Source organism: Roseobacter phycocola (assembly GCF_042055075.2).
Classification (GTDB): domain Bacteria; phylum Pseudomonadota; class Alphaproteobacteria; order Rhodobacterales; family Rhodobacteraceae; genus Roseobacter.
This window is the reverse complement of record NZ_CP194010.1, coordinates 1,793,074-1,819,224: the sequence shown is the minus strand read 5'-3', so window position 1 is coordinate 1,819,224 and position 26,151 is coordinate 1,793,074. Positions and strand designations below refer to the sequence as shown.

General features: G+C 61.6%; 30 protein-coding genes. 19 read left to right on the top strand and 11 right to left on the bottom strand.

Going from position 1 to position 26,151, the window contains the following annotated elements; all coding sequences use genetic code 11:
- Positions 1–11: 11 nt before the first annotated feature.
- Entirely contained in the window at positions 12–638 is a 627-nt protein-coding gene (locus tag AB4K19_RS08935; RefSeq protein ID WP_375228051.1) for an MSMEG_1061 family FMN-dependent PPOX-type flavoprotein, read from the top strand.
- Between the two features lie 558 nt (positions 639–1,196).
- Complete coding sequence (locus AB4K19_RS08930) at positions 1,197–1,931, top strand: VPLPA-CTERM sorting domain-containing protein (protein ID WP_375228050.1); 735 nt, start codon at positions 1,197–1,199, stop codon at positions 1,929–1,931.
- 138 nt (positions 1,932–2,069) lie between these two features.
- On the opposite strand, the gene AB4K19_RS08925 is transcribed toward AB4K19_RS08930, so the two are convergent.
- Positions 2,070–2,465, bottom strand: coding sequence for an ACT domain-containing protein (locus AB4K19_RS08925; RefSeq protein WP_375228049.1), 396 nt, complete (start codon positions 2,463–2,465; stop codon positions 2,070–2,072).
- Positions 2,466–2,605: 140 nt separating this feature from the next.
- A complete protein-coding gene (locus AB4K19_RS08920; RefSeq protein ID WP_375228048.1) occupies positions 2,606–3,595 on the bottom strand; it encodes a DMT family transporter in 990 nt (329 codons plus the stop codon).
- A gap of 114 nt (positions 3,596–3,709) precedes the next feature.
- On the opposite strand from AB4K19_RS08920, the gene AB4K19_RS08915 reads away from it, so the two are divergent.
- The 12 genes from AB4K19_RS08915 (at position 3,710) to AB4K19_RS08860 (ending at position 13,015) form a co-directional block, all read left to right on the top strand.
- Complete coding sequence (locus AB4K19_RS08915) at positions 3,710–4,231, top strand: CoxG family protein (protein ID WP_436399471.1); 522 nt, start codon at positions 3,710–3,712, stop codon at positions 4,229–4,231.
- A gap of 112 nt (positions 4,232–4,343) precedes the next feature.
- Positions 4,344–5,285, top strand: a complete 942-nt coding sequence (locus AB4K19_RS08910; RefSeq protein ID WP_375228046.1) for an ABC transporter ATP-binding protein — start codon at positions 4,344–4,346, stop codon at positions 5,283–5,285.
- Positions 5,282–6,043, top strand: coding sequence for an ABC transporter permease (locus tag AB4K19_RS08905; protein ID WP_375228045.1), 762 nt, complete (start codon positions 5,282–5,284; stop codon positions 6,041–6,043). Before AB4K19_RS08910 ends, AB4K19_RS08905 begins: the two co-directional genes overlap by 4 nt.
- A 69-nt stretch (positions 6,044–6,112) precedes the next feature.
- Positions 6,113–6,910, top strand: coding sequence for a S49 family peptidase (locus AB4K19_RS08900; RefSeq protein WP_375228044.1), 798 nt, complete (start codon positions 6,113–6,115; stop codon positions 6,908–6,910).
- A gap of 4 nt (positions 6,911–6,914) precedes the next feature.
- Positions 6,915–7,085, top strand: a complete 171-nt coding sequence (locus AB4K19_RS08895; RefSeq protein WP_375228043.1) for a hypothetical protein — start codon at positions 6,915–6,917, stop codon at positions 7,083–7,085.
- A complete protein-coding gene (locus tag AB4K19_RS08890) occupies positions 7,082–8,035 on the top strand; it encodes a calcium/sodium antiporter (protein ID WP_375228042.1) in 954 nt (317 codons plus the stop codon). The genes AB4K19_RS08895 and AB4K19_RS08890 overlap by 4 nt, the downstream gene beginning before the upstream one ends.
- A gap of 22 nt (positions 8,036–8,057) precedes the next feature.
- Positions 8,058–8,837 (top strand): SDR family oxidoreductase, encoded by a 780-nt coding sequence (locus AB4K19_RS08885; protein ID WP_375228041.1) that lies wholly within the window; start codon positions 8,058–8,060, stop codon positions 8,835–8,837.
- A 293-nt stretch (positions 8,838–9,130) separates the two neighbouring features.
- Complete coding sequence (uvrC, locus tag AB4K19_RS08880; RefSeq protein WP_436399470.1) at positions 9,131–11,008, top strand: excinuclease ABC subunit UvrC; 1,878 nt, start codon at positions 9,131–9,133, stop codon at positions 11,006–11,008.
- A 121-nt stretch (positions 11,009–11,129) separates the two neighbouring features.
- A complete protein-coding gene (gene pgsA, locus AB4K19_RS08875) occupies positions 11,130–11,795 on the top strand; it encodes a CDP-diacylglycerol--glycerol-3-phosphate 3-phosphatidyltransferase (RefSeq protein WP_375228040.1) in 666 nt (221 codons plus the stop codon).
- On the top strand, positions 11,795–12,040 hold the full coding sequence (moaD, locus tag AB4K19_RS08870; protein ID WP_375228039.1) for a molybdopterin converting factor subunit 1: 246 nt from the start codon (positions 11,795–11,797) through the stop codon (positions 12,038–12,040). The genes pgsA and moaD overlap by 1 nt, the downstream gene beginning before the upstream one ends.
- Before the next feature lie 4 nt (positions 12,041–12,044).
- Positions 12,045–12,494: a molybdenum cofactor biosynthesis protein MoaE gene (locus AB4K19_RS08865; protein ID WP_375228038.1), complete on the top strand. Its 450-nt coding sequence runs from the start codon at positions 12,045–12,047 to the stop codon at positions 12,492–12,494.
- A gap of 74 nt (positions 12,495–12,568) precedes the next feature.
- A complete protein-coding gene (locus AB4K19_RS08860) occupies positions 12,569–13,015 on the top strand; it encodes a universal stress protein (protein WP_375228037.1) in 447 nt (148 codons plus the stop codon).
- A gap of 21 nt (positions 13,016–13,036) precedes the next feature.
- Here the strand turns inward: AB4K19_RS08860 and AB4K19_RS08855 are convergent, their stop codons facing one another.
- Genes AB4K19_RS08855 through ubiA form a run of 3 tightly spaced genes read right to left on the bottom strand, consistent with a single transcriptional unit; the run spans position 13,037 to position 16,277 of the window.
- Entirely contained in the window at positions 13,037–13,363 is a 327-nt protein-coding gene (locus tag AB4K19_RS08855; protein WP_436399469.1) for a hypothetical protein, read from the bottom strand.
- Positions 13,350–15,254 carry an OmpA family protein gene (locus AB4K19_RS08850; RefSeq protein ID WP_436399468.1) on the bottom strand — a complete coding sequence of 635 codons (1,905 nt, stop codon included), beginning with the start codon at positions 15,252–15,254 and terminating at the stop codon, positions 13,350–13,352. Before AB4K19_RS08850 ends, AB4K19_RS08855 begins: the two co-directional genes overlap by 14 nt.
- A gap of 60 nt (positions 15,255–15,314) precedes the next feature.
- Entirely contained in the window at positions 15,315–16,277 is a 963-nt protein-coding gene (gene ubiA / locus AB4K19_RS08845) for a 4-hydroxybenzoate octaprenyltransferase (protein ID WP_375228035.1), read from the bottom strand.
- 12 nt (positions 16,278–16,289) lie between these two features.
- Here ubiA and AB4K19_RS08840 point away from each other — a divergent pair, with 12 nt between their 5' ends.
- The 4 genes from AB4K19_RS08840 (at position 16,290) to AB4K19_RS08825 (ending at position 19,714) form a co-directional block, all read left to right on the top strand.
- Entirely contained in the window at positions 16,290–17,021 is a 732-nt protein-coding gene (locus tag AB4K19_RS08840) for a 16S rRNA (uracil(1498)-N(3))-methyltransferase (protein WP_436399467.1), read from the top strand.
- On the top strand, positions 17,018–17,752 hold the full coding sequence (locus AB4K19_RS08835) for a hypothetical protein (protein ID WP_375228033.1): 735 nt from the start codon (positions 17,018–17,020) through the stop codon (positions 17,750–17,752). The genes AB4K19_RS08840 and AB4K19_RS08835 overlap by 4 nt, the downstream gene beginning before the upstream one ends.
- Positions 17,749–18,279 carry a hypothetical protein gene (locus AB4K19_RS08830; protein WP_375228032.1) on the top strand — a complete coding sequence of 177 codons (531 nt, stop codon included), beginning with the start codon at positions 17,749–17,751 and terminating at the stop codon, positions 18,277–18,279. The genes AB4K19_RS08835 and AB4K19_RS08830 overlap by 4 nt, the downstream gene beginning before the upstream one ends.
- A gap of 64 nt (positions 18,280–18,343) precedes the next feature.
- The gene (locus tag AB4K19_RS08825; protein WP_375228031.1) at positions 18,344–19,714 is read left to right on the top strand and encodes a glutamate--cysteine ligase; all 1,371 of its coding nucleotides are present in this window, start codon (positions 18,344–18,346) and stop codon (positions 19,712–19,714) included.
- Between the two features lie 300 nt (positions 19,715–20,014).
- On the opposite strand, the gene AB4K19_RS08820 is transcribed toward AB4K19_RS08825, so the two are convergent.
- Positions 20,015–20,512: a lactoylglutathione lyase family protein gene (locus tag AB4K19_RS08820; RefSeq protein WP_375228030.1), complete on the bottom strand. Its 498-nt coding sequence runs from the start codon at positions 20,510–20,512 to the stop codon at positions 20,015–20,017.
- 98 nt (positions 20,513–20,610) lie between these two features.
- Here AB4K19_RS08820 and AB4K19_RS08815 point away from each other — a divergent pair, with 98 nt between their 5' ends.
- Positions 20,611–21,513: a LysR family transcriptional regulator gene (locus tag AB4K19_RS08815; protein ID WP_375228029.1), complete on the top strand. Its 903-nt coding sequence runs from the start codon at positions 20,611–20,613 to the stop codon at positions 21,511–21,513.
- A gap of 130 nt (positions 21,514–21,643) precedes the next feature.
- Here AB4K19_RS08815 and AB4K19_RS08810 read toward each other — a convergent pair whose 3' ends face one another.
- The 5 genes from AB4K19_RS08810 to AB4K19_RS08790 form a co-directional block, all read right to left on the bottom strand.
- On the bottom strand, positions 21,644–22,420 hold the full coding sequence (locus tag AB4K19_RS08810; RefSeq protein WP_436399466.1) for a prephenate dehydrogenase/arogenate dehydrogenase family protein: 777 nt from the start codon (positions 22,418–22,420) through the stop codon (positions 21,644–21,646).
- Between the two features lie 249 nt (positions 22,421–22,669).
- Positions 22,670–23,416, bottom strand: coding sequence for an ABC transporter ATP-binding protein (locus tag AB4K19_RS08805; RefSeq protein WP_375230869.1), 747 nt, complete (start codon positions 23,414–23,416; stop codon positions 22,670–22,672).
- Between the two features lie 8 nt (positions 23,417–23,424).
- A complete protein-coding gene (locus AB4K19_RS08800; protein WP_375228027.1) occupies positions 23,425–24,198 on the bottom strand; it encodes an MlaE family ABC transporter permease in 774 nt (257 codons plus the stop codon).
- Positions 24,195–25,229, bottom strand: a complete 1,035-nt coding sequence (gene alr / locus AB4K19_RS08795; RefSeq protein WP_375228026.1) for an alanine racemase — start codon at positions 25,227–25,229, stop codon at positions 24,195–24,197. Before alr ends, AB4K19_RS08800 begins: the two co-directional genes overlap by 4 nt.
- 73 nt (positions 25,230–25,302) lie before the next feature.
- Complete coding sequence (locus tag AB4K19_RS08790; protein ID WP_375228025.1) at positions 25,303–26,130, bottom strand: DUF1194 domain-containing protein; 828 nt, start codon at positions 26,128–26,130, stop codon at positions 25,303–25,305.
- Between the last annotated feature and the right edge of the window lie 21 nt (positions 26,131–26,151).

The following is a 26,151-nucleotide window of genomic DNA, read 5'->3' as shown; positions in this document are numbered from 1 at the left end:
GGGGGAACGGCATGTACAGGGCGGAAAAACCGGTCACAACGGTGGCGGAACTGGAGAGCATGCTGGACCCGTTGCACCCCAGCCAGGTGAACAAATTCATCGATCATATTGACGCGCATTGTGCTGCCTGGATCGCCCGGACGACCTTTTGTACGATCGCCAGCTGCAATGCAGCGGGTCAGATGGATGTATCGCCCAAGGGCGATCCGGCGGGTTTTATCAAGGTCATCGACCAGCACACAATCGCCATACCCGACCGCATCGGGAACAACCGCGCCGACACATTCCGCAACATCCTTGAGGTGCCGCGCGTTGGCATGATGCTGGTTGTGCCGAAACGCAAAGAGGTGGTGCGCATCAATGGCGCGGCCGAGATCGCGCGGGACGATGCGGTGCTCGATCTCACAACGCTCAATGGCCACAGACCGGACCTTGTCCTGCTGGTGCGTGTTGAGGAGGCGTTTTTCCACTGCGGTAAATCGATGATCCGGTCTGCGATGTGGCAGCCGGAAAAATGGGGGGCAATTGAGGGGCTTCCGAGCTATTCACAGGCGCTGAAAGACCACGGCGATATGGAAATGCCGCTGGAAGATATCGAGGCGCGCATGGCTTGGAACGAGACCGGGCGGCTTTACTGATTTCATCGCCGCCCACCGCGCGCTCGCCGGTTAACACACCGCCCGCGCAACAGTGCGGACGGTCCTGGGGCCCCGGACAGAGACTCTGGCCTTTTTGCCAGCAAAACATGCCAGATCCGATGTCGGTAAAACGTCGGTGTTGCGTCGGTATCACGTCGGTGCGCACGGCGGTGTTGCGCGGGTTCTGGCGCAGTAACAGAGCGCGCGCTGTAGAAAGGTTGAGGGGTGGTTAAAGCTGGGTTTGAACGCGGAAAAACCCCGGGAACGGTTTCGCGGGTCTCACCCTGCGGGACGCAGTGGCAAGGAAAACGACCGGAGGCGGTTCTGTGCACTCAGGCAGGCTTCGGGCCTGGACGAACCATCCAATAAGTGACGTGTATTGTCAGAACCTGGGCAGTATTGTGGTTAATAGTTTGGCAATAGATACCCTGCGGTAGAAAATGCCGAAAAAATGCCGGATTTCCTTTGCGTAAACCTTAAGAAACGGTAAAGAACGGCCCCTATCTTACATGAACCAGTTCATCCTCAGCGAAGGATGCTTTTTAAATAGGGTACACTATGAATTTCCGCACTCTTGCTGCTGCGGTTGCCTTGAGCACATCTGTGTTCGCAATGGGCGCAAATGCGGCGACTGTTTCTATCAATAAAGGATCCGTTGCCGGTACATTCGAAGGCGACTTCAAGGTGACGGCTTTTAACGTAACAAATCTGAGCCGTTCAGAATCCGAAGCGTCAGTCGCAAACTGGGATGCGGTTTCCGCGCCCGGCAGCACATTCGGCGGTGGAGACAGCGTGATCAGTACTGACACGTTCTCCTACTCCGGCGCCCTGGACTTCGGCACCAGCTCGGGCAGCAACACAACTATCGGCAGCTTTCTGGCTTCCGGCTCCGGCAGCGTCAGTGGTCTCGACGGCGGTTTCGGCGGTCTGAAGAACAGTAAGGGCAACATCGACAGCGGTACCGGCACTGCGACGACAACCTTCTACCTGTTTGAAAGCCTGAGCGCCTTTACCAGTGGCACGTTCAACATTGCGCATGACGACGGTGTTCTGGTGCTGGACGATGGTGTTGCGCTGGGCGGCAATGCCGGTCCGACGGGTGAGATCGGAACCAGCGTTTCCGGCTTTGACGGTGGCTTTGTGTCGTTCCTCTATGTCTCGACCAACAGCGACCCGTCGGTGCTGCGCGTCGACTCTGACGTATCTCCTGTGCCGGTCCCGGCTGGGGTTGTGCTCATGGGCACTGCACTCGCGGGCTTTGGCGCGATGCGTCGCCGCCGGAAAGCGGCCTGACACCTGCGTCAGCTTTGATGTTACGGAACGGCGGCCCGAACGGCCGCCGTTTTTCGTTCGTCTGTTTCCCGCAGGGCCTGAAATGCTGTGTCAGCGAGCTGCTCCGGTTTCATCGCCACGGTGTCAGCCTCCGTGGGTTCACGCGGACGACATATCTTTCAGCGCTGCCAGGGCATCGTTTTCGCGGCTGTCGGGGACAAAGAGGTGGTCGTGGTAAAAGCCCGACACCGGGTTCACGCCCATGTCGTGCCGGGCCAGTTCCGTGGCAATGCGGGCCATGAACCCCACCGCTTCCAGCGAAGAGTGGATGTTCAGCGTGATCATTCTGCACGGGAACTCAAACGCGAGGCCATGCGTTTCCGCCTCTGACTTCAGCAGGATGAGGGTTGTGCCCTCGGCCTCGTGGAACACCATGCGGGGCGACAGGCCGGGCGGGACCTGTCCGGGCGCCACTGTCGCAAAAACATAGAGGCCCGGCACAAGTTCGGCCGACATCGAGCTTATGAGTTTGTCCAGATCTGTTTCGCCACCCATTTTTGTGTCCTGTGCTGGTAATTCGGCAGTTATCCCGCTGGTGGATGCTTATCAGGCAGGGGGTGGAGCGCAACAGATGGCCCGCCACGGGGCGATGCGTCTGGCACCCGTGCGCGGTCCTGAAACCCCACAAGCGAGAGTCACCGCCGGCGCACCGGGGCGCGGGCGATGATCCGGGCTTTCTGCCGTTCGCGCAGCCAGACAAAGAGACCCGAGCCCAGGATAAGCGCGATGCCTGCCCAGACTTCCCAGACGGGCAGGTCGCCGAAGACCACCCAGCCCCAGAAGACAGCCATCGGCAGGCCGATGTATTCAAAGGGGGCTACGGTGGCGGCATCGGCGATCCGGTAGGCCTGGCTGAGGCAATAGCCGATCACGGCGGCATTTGCGCCCATGCCAAGGAGCCATGCCCAGTCGGTCGCCGAGGGCCAGATCCAGGCGCGCAGCAGAAACTGCAGCGAGGGGTCTGTGGCGTTCGCCGCAAAACGCCCGTCGCCGGCGATTGCGAAAAACCCGAGCGACACAACGATGAAGGCAAGCTGCACATAGACCGAGAGGGCGGAGGCCTTGCTCTCGACCCCCAGCTTGCGCGTCATCAGCTGATTGAGGGCATAGGTCAGCGCGGCCAGCACCGGCAGCAGCAGCACCAGCCGCGAGGCCTGCAGCTGGTCCGCGTCGGCCCAGGGGCGCTGCATGATAATCACACCGGCAAAGCCCACGATGACCGCCGTCAGGCGCACAGGCCCGACCTTTTCGCCCAGGATCGGAATGGACAGCACGGTGATCATCAGAGGCGCCGCAAAGAACAGTGCCGTGGCGTCCGCGAGGGGAATTGCGGCAAGGGCCGCAAAAAAGCTCATGTTGGCCACGACGATGAGCAGCCCGCGCACGGCATGCAGCACCGGCCAGCGGGTTTTCAGGATGTGCAGGCCGCCCTCCATGCGGATCAGGAACAGCGTAAAGATCAGCCCCACGAAAGAACGGATAAAGACGATCTCGTGCAGAGGGTAGCCGCCCGAGAGCTGTTTGATCAGCATGTCGTTGAAGGAAATGGCGACAACACCGCCCAGCACAAAGGCAATGCCCAGGGCTGCGTTATTCATGGGGGACTGTGACATGGGTTCAGCCATATCAGCCCCCCGGACACTGTCGAGCCGGAAAACGACATCGCTGAAAACGCAATGGCGCGCCGCTTTTGTTTGTGTCAGTCTCCGGCGCAGAACAGGACCGCAGGGAGAGACGCCATGAAGATGTCGGATACACGCCAGATCGCCGCCAGCCCGGAAGAGGTTTATGCGGCGCTGTTGTCGCCTGAGGTGCTGAAAGCCTGTGTGCCGGGCGCACAGGAGGTGTCGGGATCGGCCGAAGAAGGATTCGAGGCTACGGTGGTTCAGAAAGTCGGCCCGGTGAAAGCGACATTCAAGGGGGCGGTGACCCTGTCGGATATGGTCCCCGGCCAGTCCCTGACCATCACGGGCGAGGGTAAGGGCGGTGCGGCTGGTTTCGCCAAGGGTGGGGCCGATGTCAGCATGGCGCCGAGCGAGGGCGGCACGGCGCTGAGCTATGACGTCGAAGCCAAAGTTGGTGGCAAGCTTGCGCAGCTGGGCAGCCGGATCATTGACGGTTTTGCCAAGAAAATGGCGGACCAGTTCTTTGCAAATCTGCAGGAAACCCTGGAGGGGCCCGCCGAGGAAGAGATCCCCGGTGATGATGCGCCTGAGGCGGAAAAAAAGAGCTGGCTGAGCCGGGTGACCGGCAAAGCCTGATCCGTGCGCGTCTGCGGGTTTCCGCACAAAACGCGGCCAGCCTGTGCGCCAGCGCGCTGTTGTTCTGCGGGGTTTCATCCTAGGCAATGACAAACCGACGGGAGGCGGGGCCATGCCAGCGATTCTGAGTATTAAAGACTTGCGGAAGTCCTATGCCGATGGGTTCGAAGCCCTCAAGGGCGTGAACCTGGAGATTGAGAAGGGTGAGATTGTTGCGCTGCTAGGTCCCAACGGTGCCGGAAAGACGACACTCATTTCTACGGTCTGCGGGATTACCACCGCGACATCCGGCGACGTGCATGTGGGCGGGCACTGTACGCTGCGCGAATACCGCGCGGCGCGGAACATGATTGGTCTGGTCCCCCAGGAAATCAATCTCGAACCCTTTGAAAAAGTGATCAACACTGTCCGCTTTTCCCGCGGTCTATTTGGAAAACCGCGCGATGATGCCGCCATTGAACGTATCCTGAAACAGCTGTCGCTGTGGGATAAGCGGAACAACCAGATCCGCGAGCTGTCCGGCGGTATGAAACGGCGTGTGCTGATTGCCAAGGCGCTCAGCCATGAGCCGCAGTTGTTGTTTCTGGATGAGCCGACCGCGGGAGTCGATGTGGAGCTGCGCAAGGACATGTGGGAAGTGGTGGCAGGCCTCAAGGCCTCCGGTGTGACCATCGTGCTGACCACGCATTACATCGAAGAGGCCGAGGCGATTGCAGACCGGGTGGGGGTGATCGCACGCGGAGAGATGCTGCTGATCGAAGAGAAAGACGCGCTGATGGCGCGGATGGGGCAGAAGCAGCTGGATGTGCAGCTCTCCGAGACGCTGGACGCCATCCCGGAGACGCTTGGGGGCTATGACCTGAGCCTCAGCGAAGACGGCCGCACGCTGACCTACAGCTATGACACGCGCGCTGAACGTACCGGCATCACCAAGCTGCTGCAGGATGTGAGCAAATCCGGGCTGGTGCTGCGTGACGTGGTCACCCGGCAGAGCAGCCTGGAGGATATTTTCGTCGATCTGGTACATGCAGAGGAACAGGAGGACGTGGCATGAATTTCCTGGCAATCCGCGCAATCTTTGTTTTTGAGATGGCCCGGTTTTTCCGCACGCTGGCGCAGAGCCTGATCTCGCCGGTGCTGTCCACATCGCTCTATTTTGTCGTCTTTGGTGCAGCGATCGGAAGCCGCATTCAGCAGGTTGAGGGGGTCAGCTATGGGGCGTTCATCGTGCCGGGGCTGATCATGCTTTCGGTGATCACCCAGGCGATCTCGAACGCCTCTTTCGGCATTTATTTCCCCAAGTTCATCGGCACCGTCTATGAGCTGCTGTCAGCTCCCGTGAGCTTTCTGGAGATCGTCGCGGGCTATGTGGGTGCGGCTGCGGCCAAAGCGCTGATCATCGGTGTGATCATCCTGACGACGTCGTTTTTCTTTGTGGATGTACAGATCGCGCATCCACTGGCGATGATCGTGTTCCTGGTGCTGACCTGTATCAGCTTTGCGCTGCTGGGCTTTATCATCGGTATCTGGGCCGGCAGCTTTGAACAGTTGCAGCTGGTGCCGCTGCTGGTGGTGACGCCGCTGGTGTTTCTGGGTGGTGCTTTCTATTCGATCTCGATGCTGCCGCCGGTCTGGCAGACGATTTCGATGTTCAATCCGGTGGTTTATCTGATCTCGGGCTTCCGCTGGGCGTTCTTTGAAACCTCGGATGTGCCGATCGGGATCTCGCTTTTTGCCATCGCCGGTTTCACGGCACTGTGTCTGGCGGCGATCTGGTGGATCTTCAGAACAGGCTGGCGCATCCGGCAATAAAGGCGCAGGGTGTAATCTCTTGTGCACCCCGCCTTGTTTGGGGCGGCGGTGCATTCTACATGGGGTCACATGAAACGCTGGATACCCTTTCTGAATTCGGACCCGCAGGTAAACGTCATCCGTCTGTCCGGAATGATCTCTGCGTCGGGCCGTGGCACACTGAATGACGCCCGCCTGGCACCGGTCATCGAAAAAGCTTTCACCCGCGGCAAACCGGCTGCTGTTGCGCTGCAGATCAATTCACCCGGTGGCAGCCCGGTCCAGTCCTCGCTGATCGGAGCGAGACTGCGGCGGCTGGCGGAGGAAAAGAACATTCCGCTTATCGCCTTTGTCGAAGATGTGGCTGCCTCGGGCGGCTACTGGCTGGCGGCGGCGGCGGATGAGATTTATGCCGATGACAGTTCGCTGATCGGTTCGGTGGGCGTGATCTCTGCGTCTTTTGGCGCGCATGAACTGCTGGCGCGGCACGGTGTTGAGCGGCGCGTTTACACAGCCGGCAAGTCCAAATCCATGCTCGATCCGTTCCGCCCGGAGAACCCGGAGGATGTTGAGCGCCTGAAAGGGCTGCTGGAGGACATCCACACGAATTTCAAAGAGCACGTGGCAGCGCGGCGCAAAGGCAAACTGCCCGAGGATCAGGACCTCTTTACCGGCGAGGTCTGGATGGCGCGCAGGGCACAGGAACTGGGGCTGATCGACGGGATCGGCCATATGAAGCCGCTGCTGCAGCAACGGTTTGGCGACAAGGTACAGCTGCGTGCTTTCGGGGCGCGCAAATCGCTGATGGCGCGTTTCGGTGCGAGCATCATGGACGATGCACTGCAGTCCGTGGAAGAACGCAGCGCGTTCGCGCAGTACGGGCTGTAACCGCATGATCTTCAAAATCGTCACCCTGTTTCTCGTCGTCATGGGCGTGCTGGCCATGTTCGGCAAGATGCACTGGCTGGGCGGCAAGAGACTGAGCCAGGCCAAATGCCGGTCATGCGGACGGTACCGGATCGGCCGCGGTCCCTGTGACTGTGGTACGGGAGGGCGTTCGTGACAGAACTCGCGCCATGGCTGCTGTCCGGTCTGGGCCTGCTCATTCTGCTGCTTGCAGGGGATGCGCTGGTCAAGGGGGCGGTGAATCTCAGTCTGCGGCTTGGCGTGCCGGCTCTGATCGTATCCCTGACCATTGTGGCTTTCGGTACTTCTGCGCCGGAACTGCTGATCTCTGTCCAGGCGGTGCTGGAAGGCGCACCGGGCCTGGCGCTGGGCAATGTCGTCGGGTCAAATACGGCCAATATCCTGCTTGTTCTGGGTGTGCCGGCGATCCTGGCCGCGATGCACACCTCGGAGTGCAATACGCGCAAGACGTACAATTTCATGATCCTGGCCTCGCTGCTGTTTATTGCGCTGGCCTGCAGGGGCGTGTTCGACTGGATCGCGGGGGCGGTACTGCTGGGTGCGCTGGCCTTTGTGCTGGGCGATGCCTTCCGCGATGCGCATCAGCACCGCCAGGCCTGCAAAGGGGATGACGAAGAGCCAGAGGGCGCAGACCCCGATATGCCGGGCTGGCGGATCGCGGTCTTTCTGGTGCTGGGCCTGATCGGCCTGCCGCTGGGCGCGGATCTGCTGGTGGATAATGCCACCGTCATCGCGCGGCAGTACGGTGTATCCGACACGGTGATCGGTCTGACGCTGGTGGCCATCGGCACATCGCTGCCTGAACTGGCGACAACCACCATGGCGGCGCTGCGCCGGCAGGCGGATGTGGCGCTGGGCAATGTGATCGGCTCCAACATGTTCAACCTGCTGGCAATTATTGGCATCGCGAGCCTGGTGGGGCCCATTCCCGTGGATCCGGAATTCCTGCGGTTCGATCTCTGGGTGATGCTGGGGGCCTCTCTGCTGCTGGCCGTTTTTGTCTATTTCAGAGTGAATATTACCCGCGGGTGGGGCATTCTGCTGGCCGCACTATATGCCGGGTATATGGTGCTGCTGCTGAGCTGAACCGAACACAGGAGAAGATGTTATGGCCAATGCGCTCGTCACAGGTGCAGGGCACCGGATCGGTCGTGAGATCGCCCTTTACCTCGCGGCGCGGGGCTATGCCGTGGCTGTGCACTATGCGTCCTCAAGTGCCGGCGCAGATGAAACTGTCCGGCTGATTGAGGAGGCGGGCGGCAGGGCGGTGGCGCTGCAGGCGGATATGCTGGACGATGATCAGACGACAGCGCTCTTTGACAACGCGGTGCAGGCGCTGGGCGGGCCGGTCACCTGCCTGATCAACAACGCGTCGATCTTTGAATACGACACGATTGAAACGGCCACACGCGCCTCCTGGGACAAGCATATGCAGAGCAATCTGCGCGCGCCCTATATCCTGACCCAGAAGATGGCTGCCCAGAACCTGGAGCCGCTGCGGGATGCGCGGGGGGAGCCGTTTGCGGCGGGTGTCATTGTGAATATGATTGACCAGCGGGTCCGCAAGCTGACGCCGGAGTTTTCGACCTATACGCTGGCCAAGGCCGCGCTCTGGGCGCTGACGCAGACCAGCGCGCAGGCTCTGGCCCCCGCGATCCGCGTGAATGGCGTGGGCCCCGGACCAACGCTGCGCGGGGGGCGTCAGACAGATGAGGAATTCGCGAAGCAGCGGGCCGCAACTGTGCTGCAGCGCGGGTCTGATCCGGAGAACATCACCGCAGCGATCGGCTACCTGCTGGAGGCCCGCGCGGTCTCAGGGCAGCTCTTTTGTGTGGACGGAGGCCAGCACCTCGGTTGGCAGACCCCGGATGTGCTGGGGGTGGAATAAAGGGCTGACTTCGGGGAAGTTTTGCACCGCTGCTGAAGTTGTTACAAAACCGTTACCAAAAGGCCTTTGTTTTCAAAACCTTGTCCGGTGGTCTGGAAAGTTTTGAGCGTTATCAATGGGTTAAGATAGCGCCTATTTTTTGTGCAAATCGAAGAAATGCCCACAAACTAACGATAATTCCGGTATGCCCGGAAGTTATCTGCAGAGTTGTCCACAGGAACCGTGGAAAGGTTCTCTCTTGCGGTGGGCTTCGGTAAAGTGCAGCGCCGGGGAAGGAATCATCCAAAAGTTACATGACAGATTCGCCTGACACTCAGCCTCAGGATGTGCCGACAGGCCATGAAGTCATCCAGGGGTATATGCGTACGCTCGATACGTCGCCCGGCGTCTACCGGATGCTGGATGCGGAAAGCCGTGTGCTGTACGTCGGCAAAGCGCGCAATCTGCGTGCGCGGGTGTCGAATTATGCGCGCCCCGGCGGGCATTCGGGCCGTATTGCGCGGATGATTTCGATGACCGCGTCGATGATGTTTCTGACGACGCGGACCGAGACAGAAGCACTGCTGCTTGAGCAGAACCTGATCAAGCAGCTCAAACCCAAGTTCAACGTTCTGCTGCGCGATGACAAAAGTTTTCCGAATATCATCGTTACGGCCGATCACGACTATCCACAGATCAAGAAACACCGCGGGGCAAAAAAGCAGAAGGGCAATTATTATGGGCCCTTCGCCTCGGCAGGCGCGGTAAACCGTACGCTGAACCAGTTGCAGCGGGTGTTTTTGCTGCGCAACTGTTCCAACTCGGAGTTTGAGGGCCGGACGCGCCCCTGTCTGCAGTACCAGATCAAACGCTGTTCTGCGCCCTGTGTGGGCCGCATCAGTCCGGAAGAGTATCGCCAGACGGTCCGGGATGCGGAGAAGTTCCTGTCGGGCAAGACCACCGATATTCAGGCCCGGCTCGCTTCCGAGATGCAGGCAGCCTCTGAGGACATGGAATTCGAGCGCGCCGCCGCACTGCGCGACCGGATCAAGGCGCTCACACAGGTGCAGACCGCGCAGGGCATCAACCCGCAGGGGGTGTCAGAGGCGGATATCGTCGCGCTGCACATGGACAGTGGCCAGGCCTGTGTTCAGGTGTTTTTCATCCGGGCCAACCAGAATTGGGGAAACCGGGATTTTTATCCGCGGGTGGGGGCGGATGTTGATGCCGCCGAAGTGCTCGAAGCGTTTCTGGGGCAGTTTTACGATACGCGGGAGCCGCCGCGTCAGGTGATCCTGTCGAACCAGATCGAGAACCCGGACCTGATGGCCGAGGCGCTGACCGGCAAGCTGGGGCGACGGGTAGAGCTGGTGGTGCCGAAACGGGGCGAAAAGGCGGAACTGATCGACGGGGCGCTGCGGAATGCGCGCGAGTCCCTCGCGCGGAAGATGGCGGAAAGTGCGACCCAGGCCCGTCTGATGAAAGGGCTGGCCGAGGCGTTTGAACTGCCCGCGCCGCCCGAGCGGATCGAGGTTTACGACAACTCGCACATTCAGGGTGCGTTCGCGGTGGGTGCAATGATCGTGGCCGGGCCCGAGGGTTTTATGAAAAACCAGTACCGCAAGTTCAACATCCGTGGTGAGGAGCTCACACCGGGGGATGACTTCGGGATGATGAAAGAGGTTCTGTCGCGGCGGTTCCGGCGTCTGAAAAAAGAGGACCCTGACCGCAAAGAGGGGCACTGGCCGGACCTTTTGCTGATTGACGGCGGGGCGGGGCAGGTCAGTGCCGTGCGTGATATTATGCGGGAATACGGTGTTGAGGACATCCCGATGGTGGGTGTGGCCAAAGGCCTGGACCGGGACGCGGGCAAAGAGGAATTCCACCGCACCGGCAGGCAGGCTTTTGCGCTGCGGCACAATGATCCGGTGCTCTATTTCATCCAGCGGATGCGCGACGAGGCGCACCGGTTTGCCATTGGCACGCACCGGGCGAAACGGTCCAAAGCCGTCGGTGCCACGCCGCTGGATGATGTGCCGGGGGTGGGGGCCGCGCGCAAACGCGCGCTGCTGGCGCATTTCGGCTCGGCCAAGGCGGTGTCGCGGGCCAACCTCAGTGATCTGAAGGCAGTGGAGGGGGTTTCTGAAGCGCTGGCAGAGAAGATATATGACTTCTTTCACGAGCGCGGTTAGGGCTGTGGCCAGTGTGTCCTGCCTGCGGCAGAACGGCCTTCGGCGAGGATATTTTGCGCCAGAAGAAGTCAGGTGTCGGTTGCCGCTTTCCCCTGTAATTCTGGCGTTGTAGGGTCAGGCCATGACGCTGACCCTGCCGAATATACTGACGATTGTCAGGTTAATTGCCGCGCCGATGGTTGCGGTCATGTTTCTGTATTTCACCCGGCCTTACGCGGACTGGTTTGCGCTGGTGCTGTTTGTGCTGGCGGCGGTCACGGACTGGATTGACGGCTATCTGGCGCGGGCCTGGAAACAGGAGACGCGGCTTGGGGCCATGCTGGATCCGATCGCGGACAAGGCGATGGTGGTGATTGCCCTGATGGTGATCATCGGCTTTTCCAGCTGGTCGCCCTGGCTGGTTCTGCCGGCCACGGTGATCCTGTTCCGTGAGGTTTTTGTCTCCGGTCTGCGCGAGTTTCTGGGGGATACGGCGGGCACGCTGAAGGTGACAAAACTGGCCAAGTGGAAGACGACCTTTCAGATGGTGGCCATTGCCGTGCTGTTTTCGCAGGGTGTTTTTGAACATTATCTGGGCATGTCGGCCTGGGGGATGGATCAGCAGATGGTGGCGGACATTTTCGAGGGCCGTGTTGAGGATCTGCAGGGGTTGCGCTGGAAGCATGCGGCGATGGAGTGGGCCGGTGTTATTGGTCTGGTATTGCTGTGGGTTGCGGCGGTGCTGACGTTTGTGACGGGCATCGACTATCTGAAAAAGGCGATGCCGCATCTGAAGGATGAGGACTGATGGATATTCTGTATTTTGCCTGGGTCCGGGAGCGTATCGGGATTCCGCGCGAGCGCATTGAGACATCGGCTGCAACAGTCAGCGATCTGGTCGAGGAGCTGCGGGCGCGCGAAGAGAGATATGCGGCGGCTTTTGCGGATACCTCTGCCTTGCGGGTGGCCATTGACCAGGAGCTCACGGGTTTTGATGCCTCACTGGAAGGGGCCCGCGAGGTTGCGTTCTTTCCGCCGATGACCGGGGGATGAGCGCATGCGGGTAACGGTTCAGGAAGATGCGTTTGATCCCGGGGCGGAGCTGAATGCCTTTTCTGCCGGGCGCACGGATATGGGGGCTGTTGTCACGTTCTCGGGTGTCGTGCGGGACACCGGGAGCAGCCAGCTCGAAACCATGGAGATCGAGCATTACCCGGGCATGACCGAGGCCGCATTGCAGGAGATTGCACAGACGGCCATGACGCGATGGTCGCTGGGGGATGCGCTGGTGATCCACCGCTACGGAAAGATGGCGCCCGGGGACGTCATTATGATGGTGGCGACTGCGTCCCGGCACCGCAGGGACGCCTTTGAGGCGGCGGAGTTCCTGATGGATTATCTGAAGTCCCGTGCCCCCTTCTGGAAACGCGAAGTCACAGCGGATGGCACCGCCTGGGTCGCGGCTCGCGATGACGATGAGGCGGCGCTGGACCGCTGGAAAAGCTGATTTGACCTGGATCATACCGGCGGTTGGTGGGGGGCTGTAAACTGAGGCCACACTGATCGAAGGGAGATCTGACGATGTTTACGAAAATAGTTGTTGGCCTTGACGGTTCCGAGCAGGCGGGTCGCGCGCTGGATGTGGCATGCGATCTGGCCGGAAAATACGGATCAGAAATTCATCTGGTGCATACGCCCAAAGCTGAAACGGTGGCTTTTGCGCTGGGGGCAGTTGCCGGATATCACGCAGCGACGACGATGCCTTCGGCAGAGAAAGTGAAGGAAGCTGCACAGAAGGTACTGGGCGATGCGCAGGAGAAGATGAGCGGTCAGTCCCTCAGTGCAGAGCAGCTGCACATCGGAGAGGCGGATCCGGCAGAGGATCTTGTGGCCTGTGCCAGGGCCTGTGGTGCGGATCTTATTGTGACGGGACGGCGGGGGCTGGGCGCTGTTTCAGGGGCTGTTCTGGGCAGTACGTCGCAGAAAATCAGCCATGATGCGACCTGCGCGCATCTGACGGTTGCCTGACGGTACCTGCAGCGGGCGGGGTCAGCCTGCCTGCTGCGACTTGAGGTGGGCGCGCATCTCTTCGGCTTCGTGCCGGGCGTCGCGCAGACCATCCATGGCGGCACGCAGTTCGGCTTCGGTTTGGGCCAGCTGATTGGTCAGTTCCGCTTCACGCTGCTGAAGGTAAGTGATCGCCTGATCCCTTGTCTCTTCTGCTTCGTGCAGTTCCTGGCTCATCCGGTCCAGCTGGGCCACGTCATCTGCTGCCACGCGGGAGAAGCGGTGTACAAGCCAGTTGGCGAACCACCCCAGACAAAAGGCGACAAACAAAATGATGGCCGTCGCCACCACAAACTCACTCCTGCTCATTGCCCTGTTCCTCAGTGCCTGTCCCGGCCCCTGTATCCCTGTTTTCGGCAATGCTTTCCAGTGTTGATTCACCCTGCGGGACGCTGGGTTCCGATGAAATCAGGCGGAATTCGATGCGGCGGTTGGCTTCGCGGCCCTCTTCGGTGCCATTATCGGCGACCGGATTGGCCTCGCCATAGCCTTTGGCAAGGAAGGAACCGGTCAGGACGCGACGGGCGCGCAATTCGTTCAGGACTGATTCTGCACGGGCCTGGCTGAGGGCGAGGTTCATTTCCTCGCGGCCCTGGCTGTCTGTGTGACCCTGAACCTCGAGCCGCAGATCGCCGCATTCCTGCAGGATGCCGGCGATGGCATCCATGACGGGCAGGGCGCTGGCATCGATCGTGGCCGAGCCGGGCTCGAAGATGATCTTGTTTGCCCGCACGATCAGACGGATGCGGGATTCGCATTCCTCGGGCGCAGGCAGGCTGGCGACGGGATCGAGTTCTTCCAGATAGCTGACATCGATCTCGAAGGTGGCGTCCTCGCCAAGTTTGCTGACCATCAGCCGGGCTATGGTGTCACTGGCATCCGGATCCCCCGAAGCACCCGACAGCTGCAGGGTTTCCGGCGTCACAATCACCGCGCCGTTGTTGAGAAAACCCAGTGCTTCGATGCCGGTCAGCACACGCGCAGGCCAGTCGGCCGGCAGTCCGGGCACAATCCGGGCGGCGGTGTAGACGTTTTCAGAACCAAAACGCGCGCGGGCGAAGCTGTCGGCCACCTCACGCATTTTGTCGTCTGTGATGCGGCCGCGCAGCTGGACCTGTCCTTCGGGGCTGAGGGTGGCCACGAATTCGCTGGGGCCGGTATCCGGATCGCTTGGGGTCGGCAGAACGGCGTTGAGCGCAAATACATCCGGCAGTGCGTTTTCAAGTTCGCCCACCACCTCTTCGAAGAGGTCGAAATCCGTACCTTCCGCCGCGGCGAGGGTCACATCCGCGTTTGAAAAAGTCACCGTGCCGCTGCCGATGCGGGCCAGCGCGCCGATGGCTGTGGTAACGGCCTCTGACCACCTGGGGCTTGGCACGCCCATGCCGACTGTGCAGCGGCCGGCGCCTGAAAGACCGGCCTCGAACGCGGCATTCAGGATGCGTGTGCGCGAGGCTTCTGTGTCTGCCGAGCAGGTATCAAAACGCGCACCGGCGTCATCCATCACAAACCGCAGCGCAAAGGGCGTGATGACGGGACGGGGCGCTGTGATGTTGAGCGAGACGTTCAGGGCAGGGGGGGCTGCGCGTCTGAGCCTTGCTTCCTTGTCGGCCTTGTCCTCCGCGCTTTCGGCGATGGCCGTGATCTCGACACGGCCCGCATCCACCGACACTTTTGCGCGGGGCAGGGTTTCCATCGCGGTGACTGCAAAGGCCAGAGCATCTTCCCATCCGGTGGGCGCGGGATAGTCCGCCGTCTCCAGCAGGTCGGTCACGGGCAGGTCGCTCATCGCGGAAAAGCCCTCGACCAGTGCCTCGCGGTCCGTGGTTTCAGGAATCAGCCCGATCACCGACAGACCGGCGGTGTTGCGCAGCACTTCGGCAGAGAACCGGGGCGGTTCAATGGCGGCCACGGCGGCTATGTCCATCTCGTCAATCACCCGGGCGGCATCGACCACGGAGCCCGTCAGGCTGAGGGCACGGAACCGCAGAGCTTCGTTCGGCGCGGTACCTGCGAGCATGACCTGCAGGCCGTTCGCCTCGACCTCGGCCCAGGTGAGGCCGTTCAGATCCAGCACCTCGCGCACACCGATCTCGGAGCTTTCCTCGACGAGTTTCACAGAGGAATTTGCCGCCACAAGAGACAGGGCAGCTGCGATCACGAAGGCCGCGGAAATCAGAATAAGACGGGTGTTGCGCATAAATCCAGCTGGCTGATCCGGTTCTGCCTGTTTGATACGCCCCACTGCCGCGGGTTTCAATCATACCAGCAGGGCTGCCACAAAAAAGACCAGCGGGATCATGCCGGTATCCCGGTTCACGCGAAAAAGCCGGAGCAGCTTCGCGTTATCCTCTGCATCAAAGCCACGCAGCTGCCATGTCATGTGCCAGCCCATCGCCCAGGGGCCGGCCAGTGCGATCACAAGGGCAAGCACGTTTCCGGCCGGCTGAACCGCGAAAATCACCGCCAGCCCCATCAGGCCCACGGTTGCCATCAGAAACCGACGAAGCCAGGCCGCGCTGCGGTCCCCAAAAAGGCGCGCGGTAGATTTAATGCCGATCAGTGCGTCGTCTTCGGTGTCCTGGTGGGCATAGATCGTGTCGTAGAACAGCGTCCAGGCGATGCCGGCCAGATAGAGCACCACGGCGGGGGCCTGAAGCTGGCCACTGTGTGCCGTCCAGGCCAGCAGCGCGCCCCAGTTGAACGCGAGGCCCAGAAAGACCTGTGGCCACCACGTGAAGCGTTTGGCGAATGGATAGACCGCGACCGGCAGCAGGGCGAGGACGCCAAGCGCAATGGCGGCCGCGTTAAACGTCAGCAGGATCCCAAAGGCCACCAGCGCCTGCGCGCACATCCAGATCACAGCACCACGCACGGTAACCTGACCGGCGGGGATCGGGCGTGAGCGGGTGCGCTCAACCGCGCCGTCAAAATCGCGGTCCGTAATGTCATTCCAGGTACAGCCCGCGCCGCGCATCAGCCAGGCCCCGAGGCCACATCCGACCGCGATCCACAGATCAGAAAGAGAGACCTGCCCGCTGTGCAGCATGGACAGCGTCAGCCCCCACCAGCAGGGCAGCAGCAGCAGCCAGGTGCCGATGGGCCGGTCCGCGCGGCTCAGCCGCAGGTAGGGCCGGGTGGCGGCAGGTGCCCAGGTGTCCACCCAGTTATCTTTCACCGCGTCGGCGACGGCGCCATCTGGTGTGGGCGTGCGCTCTTGCATATGGTCCCTTTCATGGAACGTGACGTATCAGCAAAAATCCGGCTTTATGTAGAGCACCCTTTGGGGCCTGCGCAAACGCTTCCTTTGTCGCGGGAGCAGGCGCATTACCTCTTTGGCGTGATGCGGCTGGGCGTGGGCGCGCACGTGCTGGTATTCGACGGCGCACATGGCGAGTGGCTGGCGGAGGTCACGGAGGCCGGAAAACGCGGTGGCGCATTGCGCACGCTGGACCAGCTGAGACCACAGCAGATGCCGCCTGATCTCTGGCTGCTCTTTGCCCCTGTCAAAAAGGCGCGCACGGATTTCATCGTGGAAAAGGCCGTTGAAATGGGGGTGTCGCGACTGCTGCCGGTACAGACGGAATTCACCAATTCAGGAAGGATCCAGCGGGACCGCCTGCAGGCCCATGCAGTTGAAGCGGCAGAACAATGTGGTGCCACCTTTGTGCCGCCGGTGGATGAGATGCAGAAGCTGGGCAGGGTGCTGGACCACTGGGAGAACACGCGGCGGATCATGTTCTGTGACGAGACAGCTGCCGGGGCCGGGCACAGTTTGCCGGGGCTGGAGGGTCCCTGGGCCGTGCTGATCGGGCCCGAGGGCGGGTTTTCAACGGGGGAGCGTGACCGTCTGCACCGGTCAGAGGCAACCCATGCCGTGTCGCTGGGCCCGCGCATCCTGCGGGCGGATACGGCGGCGGTGGCGGCGCTGACGCTGTGGCAGACGGCGCTGGGGGACTGGACGTGAGCGGGCCGGCACCGGTTGTGCGGCTGCACCTGTTCTTTGCCACCGAAAACGATCGTGCTGTGATCCTGCGGCAGGGGCCGTCAAAGCAGTGGCGCATGATCCTGTGGCACCGGGACACCGACCGGTTTGAGGACGGTCAGTGGCTGAAACAGAAAGTCTGGCCGGGTCGCTGCGCACTGTCGCCGGATGGGGCGAATTTTATCTATTTTGCGTTGGACGGTCACTGGAAAGGCCCTGCAGAGGGCGCGTATTCGGCGCTGTCACAACCGCCCTACTGGACGGCCCTGTCGCTGTTTCCCTGCGGGGATACATGGGGCGGCGGCGGCTTTTTCCTCGACAACCGCCATTATTTTGCGACGGGTGGTGCGGATATCATTGGGCGGGATGCGGGGCTTTCGCGCGTACGTCCCGGTGCGCCGGAAAAAGGGTGCAGCTCCGGCATCCGGCTGATGAGCGGCGCGCGGGCTCCGCTGGACCGGGCCGCAACACGGCGCATTCTGGCGGACCCCGCACCCGAAGGCCTGAAGGACATCCATGACCGCATGCCCGCTCCGCAAAGCGATGCCGGTGAGCAATACGAAACACAGGGCAGCGCGCTGTTCCGCCGGCAGGACGTGGATCTGGTGCTGATCCGCGATTTCGGCGATATGACGTTTGAGCCGGTACGTGCGCCCTACGACTGGCGCGACAATGATGCATCCTGGCATCCGCTCAGAGAGGATCGGTTATGACCGGCTTTTTCCGACCCGAAGCGCGTGACGCATTGTGGCGCTGGCGCGAAGTGCTTGTGGGGGCGGGCGCCGCCCTGCTGGGGCTGTGGTGGCTGGCCGGCCCGGGCCGTCTGCTGGTGCTGCCGGCTGTGGCGCTTGTTATTGCAGGCGCAGCACTGATCTGGATCGGGATCCAGCGCGCCCGGTTCCGTAACGCCGGTGCCGGGGTCGGTTCGGTCGATGTGGACGAAGGCCAGGTGACCTACTTCGGGCCTCTGACCGGCGACACAGTCGCACTGCGGGAAATGCGGCGGCTGACGCTGGACGGGACAGTTTACCCGGCCCACTGGCGGCTGGAACAACCTGGCCAGCCCGCGCTGATGATCCCGGTGAATGCCGAAGGGGCCGATACCCTTTTTGACGCTTTTGCCGCGCTGCCCGGCCTGCGCACGGCGGTCATGCTGCGCGCGCTGGAGAACCCCGCCGATGAACAGATCGTGATCTGGCAGCGTGATGTCGCGATTTCCGCACAGGGCCCGGTGCATTGACACCCTGCTGAAATGGGACCATCCATTCCGGACCAGAACTGCTCAGCAAAACGGAAACTCCCTCATGTCAATTCCCCAGTCCGGCGGTGGCCCTATCACCTCTTTTGATCAGCTGGCGCAGTATCTCGAAGATGGCTGCAAGCCACGCGAAGACTGGCGCATCGGGACCGAGCACGAGAAATTCGGGTATTGCCGCGACACGCTGAAGCCGCTCCCCTATGACGGTGAGCGCTCCATCCGTGTGATGCTGGAAGGGCTGCGCGACAGCCACGGCTGGTCGCCGGTCAGTGAGGGCGGGCACCTGATCGGGCTGGAAAAGGACGGCGCCAACATCAGCCTGGAGCCTGGCGGGCAGCTGGAACTGAGCGGGGCGCCGCTGGAAACCATCCATGAGACCTGTGACGAGGTGAACACCCACCTGCGCGAAGTGCAGGATGTGGCCGACCGGATCGGCGCTGGCTTTATCGGGCTGGGTGCTGCACCCCACTGGACCCATGAGGACATGGATCTGATGCCCAAGGGGCGCTACAAACTGATGAATGATTACATGACCCGCGTCGGCACCATGGGCCGGGTCATGATGCGCCGGACCTGCACGGTTCAGGTGAACCTCGATTTTGGCTCCGAGGCGGACATGGTCAAAAAGATGCGCGTGGCCCTGGCGCTGCAACCTGTGGCCACGGCGCTCTTTGCCAACTCGCCATTCTTTGAGGGCAAACCCAACGGCCACAAATCCTGGCGCAGCGTGGCCTGGCGCAACCTTGATGCCTCCCGCACCGGCATGCTGCCCTTTGTCTTTGAGGAGGGGTTCGGCTTTGAGCGCTGGGTGGACTACGCCCTTGATGTGCCTATGTATTTTGTCTACCGCGACGGTAAATATGTCGATGCGCTCGGCATGTCCTTCCGCGATTTCCTGGACGGAAAACTGCCCGCATTGCCGGGGGAAATCCCGACCCTGTCAGACTGGGCAGATCACCTGACCACAGCCTTTCCCGAAGCGCGGATGAAGAAGTTTATTGAGATGCGCGGCGCGGATGGCGGCCCCTGGCGGCGGCTCTGTGCGCTGCCGGCGTTCTGGGTCGGGCTGACCTATGACCAGACGGCGCTGGACGCAGCCTGGGACCTGGTCAAAGACTGGGATATGGGCACGCGCGACCTGATGCGGGTGGCGGCATCTGTGGATGGTCTGCAGGCCGAGGTACACGGCATCCGGCTGCACGATATCGCGCGCGAAGCGGTGGCGATCAGCCAGGCGGGCCTCGCCGCACGGGCGCGCCCCGGGGCGGGTGGTATGGTGCCGGATGAGACCCACTTCCTGAATGCGCTGCACGAGAGCATCGAGAGCGGCAAGGTGCCCGCGGATGAGTTGCTGGACCAGTACCATGGCGACTGGCAGGGCGATCTGAGCCGTATCTATGCGGAGTTCTCCTACTGACCCTGCGCGCAGGCCCGGAAGGTTAATCCACCGCCCGCGCAACGGTGCGGGTGCGGTGGGGCCCCGGGGAGAGACTTTGGCCCCTTTTCCAGCAAAACAGGGCAAATTCGATGTCGGTAAAACGTCGGTGTTGCGTCGGTATAACGTCGGTGCGCACGGCGGTGTTGCGCGGGTTCGGGCGCCGTAACAGAGCGTGCGCTGTGCAAAGGTTGAGAGGCGGTTAAAGTTGGGTTTGCGGGGCAAACCGAACCTTTCAGTCTCTGTGTTGAAGGTCCGGTTTGCAGGTTCGGGTGGGCTGGCCTAGGTGTAGGCCCCTCCCGAATAGGTCAGCTCATAGCTGTGGCTGTACAGCTCGAAAACGATCCCGAACGGGTCCTCGACATAGACCATGCGGTAAGGTTTTTCATTGGGGAAATATTCTCTGACGGGCATGCGCTGTTTGCCGCCCGCGGCAACGATCCTGGCCAAAAGATCTTCGAGGTTTGGATCCTGAATGGCGAAATGGAATGTTCCATGCTGCCGGAAATCCAGGTTGTTTTCCGGTGCGTGATGGCCGTCAAATTCGAACAGTTCAAACCCGATGCGATCAGCCGTCGCGAGATGCGCGATGCGGATTTTACCCCAGCCTTCACCAAAGACATCACTGCACATCCGGCCAATGTCGCTGTTGTCTTCAGTGATTTCCGTCGGTTCCATGATCACGTAGAAACCCAGAACGTCCCGATAGAATGCAACGGCCTTGTCCAGATCCGGTACAGAGAGGCCAATGTGAGAGAAAGTGCGTGGTGTCGGCGTCATTGCTTTTCCTTTCGTTTGCGTTGTCCGAAAGATAGATCAGCGGTGACATCTTTTAAAATTATCATTATATATGTTTTTGATTATGGATTATTATTATCGTGCTGAACGCAACCTGGCTGAACACTTTCACGACGCTCTGTGAGACTGGCCATTTCACAAGGTCGGCTGACGTGCTGGGGATGACCCAACCCGGTGTTTCGCAGCATCTGCGAAAGCTGGAGGCGCAAGTCGGCAAGCCCCTGATCGTGCAGGACGGAAAATCATTCACGCCAACCCCTGCCGGAGAAGCTCTTTTCAAAGTGGGGCTGGCGCGTCGCCGGCAGGAACGTGAACTCAGGGAACTGATGCAGCGGGATGATCCGGGCGTGGGCGAGGTCAGGATCGGCTGCTCAGGCAGTTTTGCGATGTGGCTCTATCCACATCTTCTGGAGCGTTTGCGAACGGCCCCTGATCTTGCGATTCACCTGAAGGCCGCCCCGCAGGGCGATGTGACACGTGGTCTGGTTCACGGAGAGTTGGACCTGGGTATCCTGGCGACCCGGCCCCAACAGCCGAAACTTGAAGCCAGGATGATCATGCGCGAGGAGCTCTGCCTGGTGGTTCCGAAGTCCATGACACCCCGGCCAGTTGAGCTGGCCGATCTGAACAAACTGGGATTTGTCGCCCATCCGGACGGATATGAATATGCAGATGAGCTTCTCGGGAGGAATTTCGCAAAGGAATATCAGGACTCGGATCACCTGAGAACGCGAACGTCCGTCAACCAGATAGGGCAGATCCTCACTCCGGTCGCGGAAGGCATAGGGTATGCAATACTGCCCAGATCGGGGGTCGATGCATTTGCAAGGCGCGGTGAGGTCTCCATACTGAATTTACCCATCAAACATCATCATGATCTTTGGCTGACCTTCCGGCGTGGCAGAAGCAAATTTGCCCGCATCGCCTCAATGATTTCTCTGATTGAAAAGGAAGTATCCGCATTGCACCAGTTGCCCGAATAGTCTGCGAGGTGCGCCAGGCCGCCGTCTGTTCATGCCGTAGCATCGGTCAGGTTGGGCTCGAAGCGGACATTGCCACCGGGCCGCACGGCTGGCATCGCCGCGGGGCTGTTGGGCGGGTCCGACGAGCCTTTCATGCGGCACCGTCGCGGATCTGTCCGGCTGTTTCAGGGCGCCCGGGACGTTTATCCAGTTCGATGCTCAGACCTGCAGCCAGGTCAAAAAACTGTCGCCGCACGGTCCTGGCGTAGGGATTGGTGTTCTCAATTGCGTCAAAAACTTCCGGCGCATCGTGCTGCACCATGGAAATCGCCTCAGCCAGCAGATCAAAGCTTTTCGTTGTCATCCGCGTCGGCAGCGGGCCCATGCCCAGGAGCACTCTGGCAATCAGGTGCGTGAGCCCCTGGACAACCGCCGCCTCGCGGTCGTGGTCCTCGGGCGTCGTTATGATGACTGTCAGCCCGAGGGCTTTGCGTAAAAACGCAGCCAACCGCGCGTGGCGTTTCCCGCGAATGGGGCAGACCGCAATTTTCAGCCCCCCGATCCCTGACGCCGCACTCTGGGGGCCGAAGAGGGGGTGCGTTGCCACGATGTCCACGTCATCGGGGAGCCGCCGCCGCATGATGTCTGCGGGAACGACCTTTACCGAGCCCACGTCGACAATCAGCGCGCCGGGTCTGCAGGAGGCTGCGATCCCGCTCACAACCTGCTCAAATGAGGACACGGGCGATGCAATAAGGACCACATCCGATTGCGATACGGCATGCAGTGACGACAGGCGCACCCCGAGGTGTTGCGCCGCCGCCGCCGCGTCCGGGGAGGGATCGCAGGCTGTGATGTCAAAGTGCGGGTGCAGATGGTGGGCGGCAAGTTGCCCGAATGCCCCGAACCCGACGATGCCGAGCGACATGGTTTGATTTCTGCGGTTGTTGTTCATTTTTCGACCTTCAGATTTGCCACCCGGCACAAGGTCGATTGGATTGAGACCGCTGTCAGGGGCAGCGGAACACAATTGATGAAAACCCCGCAGCTATGGAAGCTGCGGATAATAGCTCTGCGATGCGAAGAACGGGTTCATCATGGCGTCAGCGATAAGGCAGTCACGGGGCGAAAGTCAACGATATTGCTGCGCGACGGTCTTTCCGGTCCGGTGGGGCTGTCAGCGGACGGCCTCGATGGGGCCTTCGGCACGGCCCTGGATGAACTGGTCCAGATAGGCGTTGCCGGACTGGTCCATGTCGGCCACCGGGCCGGTCCACTGGATGACGCCGTCGTGCAGCATGGCGATATTATCTGCAATGGCGCGCACAGAGGTCATGTCGTGTGTGATCGTCATTGCTGTGGCACCCATTTCGACCACGATCTCGCGGATGAGATCGTTGATCACACCGGACATGATCGGGTCGAGGCCGGTGGTGGGTTCGTCAAAGAAAATGATCTCGGGTTCGGCGGCGATGGCGCGCGCCAGGCCCACACGTTTCTGCATGCCGCCGGAAAGTTCGGCAGGGAAGCGGTCGGCGACATCCGCCTTGAGGCCCACGCGGCGCAGTTTGTCGATGGCGATCTGGCGGGCTTCTTCTTTGGGGCGTTTGAGGGACCCGCGCAGCAGGCGGAAGGCGACGTTCTGCCAGACCGGCAGGCTGTCAAAGAGGGCGGCCCCCTGAAACAGCATGCCGAAGCGTGCCAGAAAGGCGTCGCGGTCCCCGCTGGAGGCGTCGCGCCCGTCCACGGTGATGGTGCCGCTGTCCTGCTGCACCAGACCCAGCACGCATTTGAGCGCGATGGATTTGCCGGTGCCGGAGCCACCGATGATCACCATCGAAGACCCCTTGGCGATATCAAGGTTCAGCCCGCGCAGCACATGGTTGCTGCCAAAGGATTTGTGGATGTTCTCCATTCTGATCATGCTGTCGGTCATAGCGTGAAGAAGACCCCCGTCAGCACGAAGTTAGCGGCCAGAATGAGCACGGCGGCGCCTTCAACGGCGGATTTCGTGGCCCGGCCCACACCCATGGCACCGCGGCCCGAGTTCATGCCGTGAAAACAGCCCATGGTGGCGGCGGCGAACCCGAAGACCGCCCCTTTGGTCAGGGACGAGATCACATCGAGCGGTTCGAGAAAGTTGATGGTGTTGCGGATATAGGCGGCGGGGTTAAAGCCCAGCGTGCCGGTTGCGACGGCATATCCGCCGAAAATGCCGATGATATCCCCCACACCCACCAGCAGCGGCACCACCAGGGTGGCGGCCAGAACGCGGGGCACGGTCAGGTATTTCATCGGATGGGTGGACAGTGTGACGAGGGCGTCGATCTGTTCGGTCACTTTCATCGTGGCTATCTCGGCCGCGATGGAGGAGGTCACGCGTGCGGCGATCATCAGGCCCACAAGCACGGGGCCCAGTTCGCGCACCATGCCGACCGCCACGATCTGGGGCACAACGGCTTCGGCATTGAACCGCGAGCCGCCGGCGTAGATCTGCAGCGCCAGCGCGCCACCTGTAAACACAGCCGTCAGGCCCACAACCGGCAGCGACAGCCAGCCGATGTTGAGCAGGGCAGCCATGAATTCCCGGCCATAAAAGGGCGGGCGGACAAGGTGGCTCACCGCATCGGCGGCAAAGAGCGCTATGCGTCCGATCGCAGCCAGCATGCCGAGGACGGTGCGGCCAAGGAGGGCGAGGGGCTTCATGGGTGGTACACGCGGCTGTAGCGCGCCCCCAGTGATGTCAGTATTTCGTAGCCGATTGTCTCGGCAAAGCCGGCGACGGTGTCGACCGACTGATGCGGGCCGATCAGCTGCAGCGTTTCGGGGTCTTCCGGCAGGCCGGTGACGTCCACGCAGATCAGATCCATGGACACACGCCCCGCGACAGGGACGGCCGTTTCGCCCGCGTGCAGGCGCGCTTTGGGACCCATCGCGCGGATAAGGCCATCGGCGTAGCCTGCCGAGATGGTGGCAATCCGCGAGGGCTGGCCGGCCATCCAGGCATTGCCGTAGCCCACGGTCTCGCCGGGCGAGACATCGCGCACCTGGATAACAGGCACATCCAGTGTCACCACCGGGCGCGCATCGACAAAGGGCAGACCGCCATAAAGACCCACGCCGGGGCGGGTCAGGTCGAAATGATACTCCGGCCCCAGCAGAATGCCGCCGGTTGCTGCCAGCGAGCGGGGCACGTCCAGACCGTCGGTCATGTCGCGGAAGCGCTGGAGCTGACGCGCGTTCATGTCGTGGTCCGGTTCATCCGCGCAGGCGAGATGCGACATGATCAGGGTGGGGTTCTGACCCAGAGCGATCTCGCGCACCGCGTCCCATTCGTTGGCTTCGAGCCCGAGACGGTTCATGCCGGTGTCGAGCTGCAGCCCGAACGGATGGCCCGGCAGGCTTTCCACATGGCGCAGCATCTGATCAACGGAGTTCAGCATCGGTGTGAGCTGCGCGCCTGCAATCAGGTCCGTGTCGCCCGCCATATGGCCGGAAAAGACGCTGATCGAGGGGCCTTCGCCCAGGGTCTGGCGCAGGGCCGCACCTTCCTCCGCCACGGCCACAAAGAAGCGGCGCGCGCCCGCACCGGCCAGCGCAGTTGCCACGCGGCCGGCGTCCAGACCATAGCCGTCGGCTTTGACCACGGCTGCGGTTTCGCAGTCCGTGCGGGCATCCAGATCGCGCCAGTTGCCGGTCAGGGCGCCAAGGTCAATGGAGAGTGTTGCCGTGCTCATGAGGCGTTCATGACAGGATGACCGGCGAGGTCAAGTCCCGGGACGCGCGGCCTGCCAAAAGTGGCCCGCGTTTTCAGGGAATGATCAGGAAGGGGCGGTTTTCTTCCCACATTTTTTCGCCGATCAGACAATCATAGGCCGGACGTCCGGAAACCGGCAGGGGCTGCAGCGCCACCGGCCCGGCGGCAATCTCGAGCACCATCTTGCGCCGTACTGCATCGGCAAACTGTGACCAGCCGTTCACGGGGATCACAAAAGCCCCGGGTCCGCCGATCACGCAGTCGGTGTAGTACAGATCAAGGTCCGGCAGTCCCCAGAGCGAACTCAGCGCATCGGAGGTCATCAGGGGCAGGCCGTTGATCGTAATGCCGCGCGCCAGGACCGCGTCGCGCGCCCGCAGGACCGGTCGCCCCTGGTTGTTGGGGCCGTCGCCTGAGATGTCGATCACCCGGCGCAGCCCGTTAAAGCCGTTATCTTCAAAGCTGTCAGCCGCAAAGAGCATCAGACCGGAGATCGAGGTGCGCCGCAGGCCAGGGGTGGTGGCCGAGCGGATTTCGTCGGCCATCGCAGCGGCGTCGGCCTTATCGGACAGCAGCCGCCAGGGCACCAGTACCCGCTGGCTGTATTCGCCCGCCCATTCCACATAGGTCACCGCGACGCGGCCCAGCATGCCGCCGGTGATTGCGGCCACGACCTGGGGGCTGGTCAGCGCTTCGGCATAACCGCGGCGCTGGATCGCCAGTTCCTCGATGGACATTGAGCGGGACACATCCACGGCAAGCACCAGTTCGAGGTCCACCTCCACATCCGCTGCCCGCACAAACGGGGCTGACAAAACGAGCAGAACCAACAGAAACATCATCCGGCGCATGAGGCCATTGCGCCGCAATCCACTGCGCATGTCCAGTCACATCCGCGTATC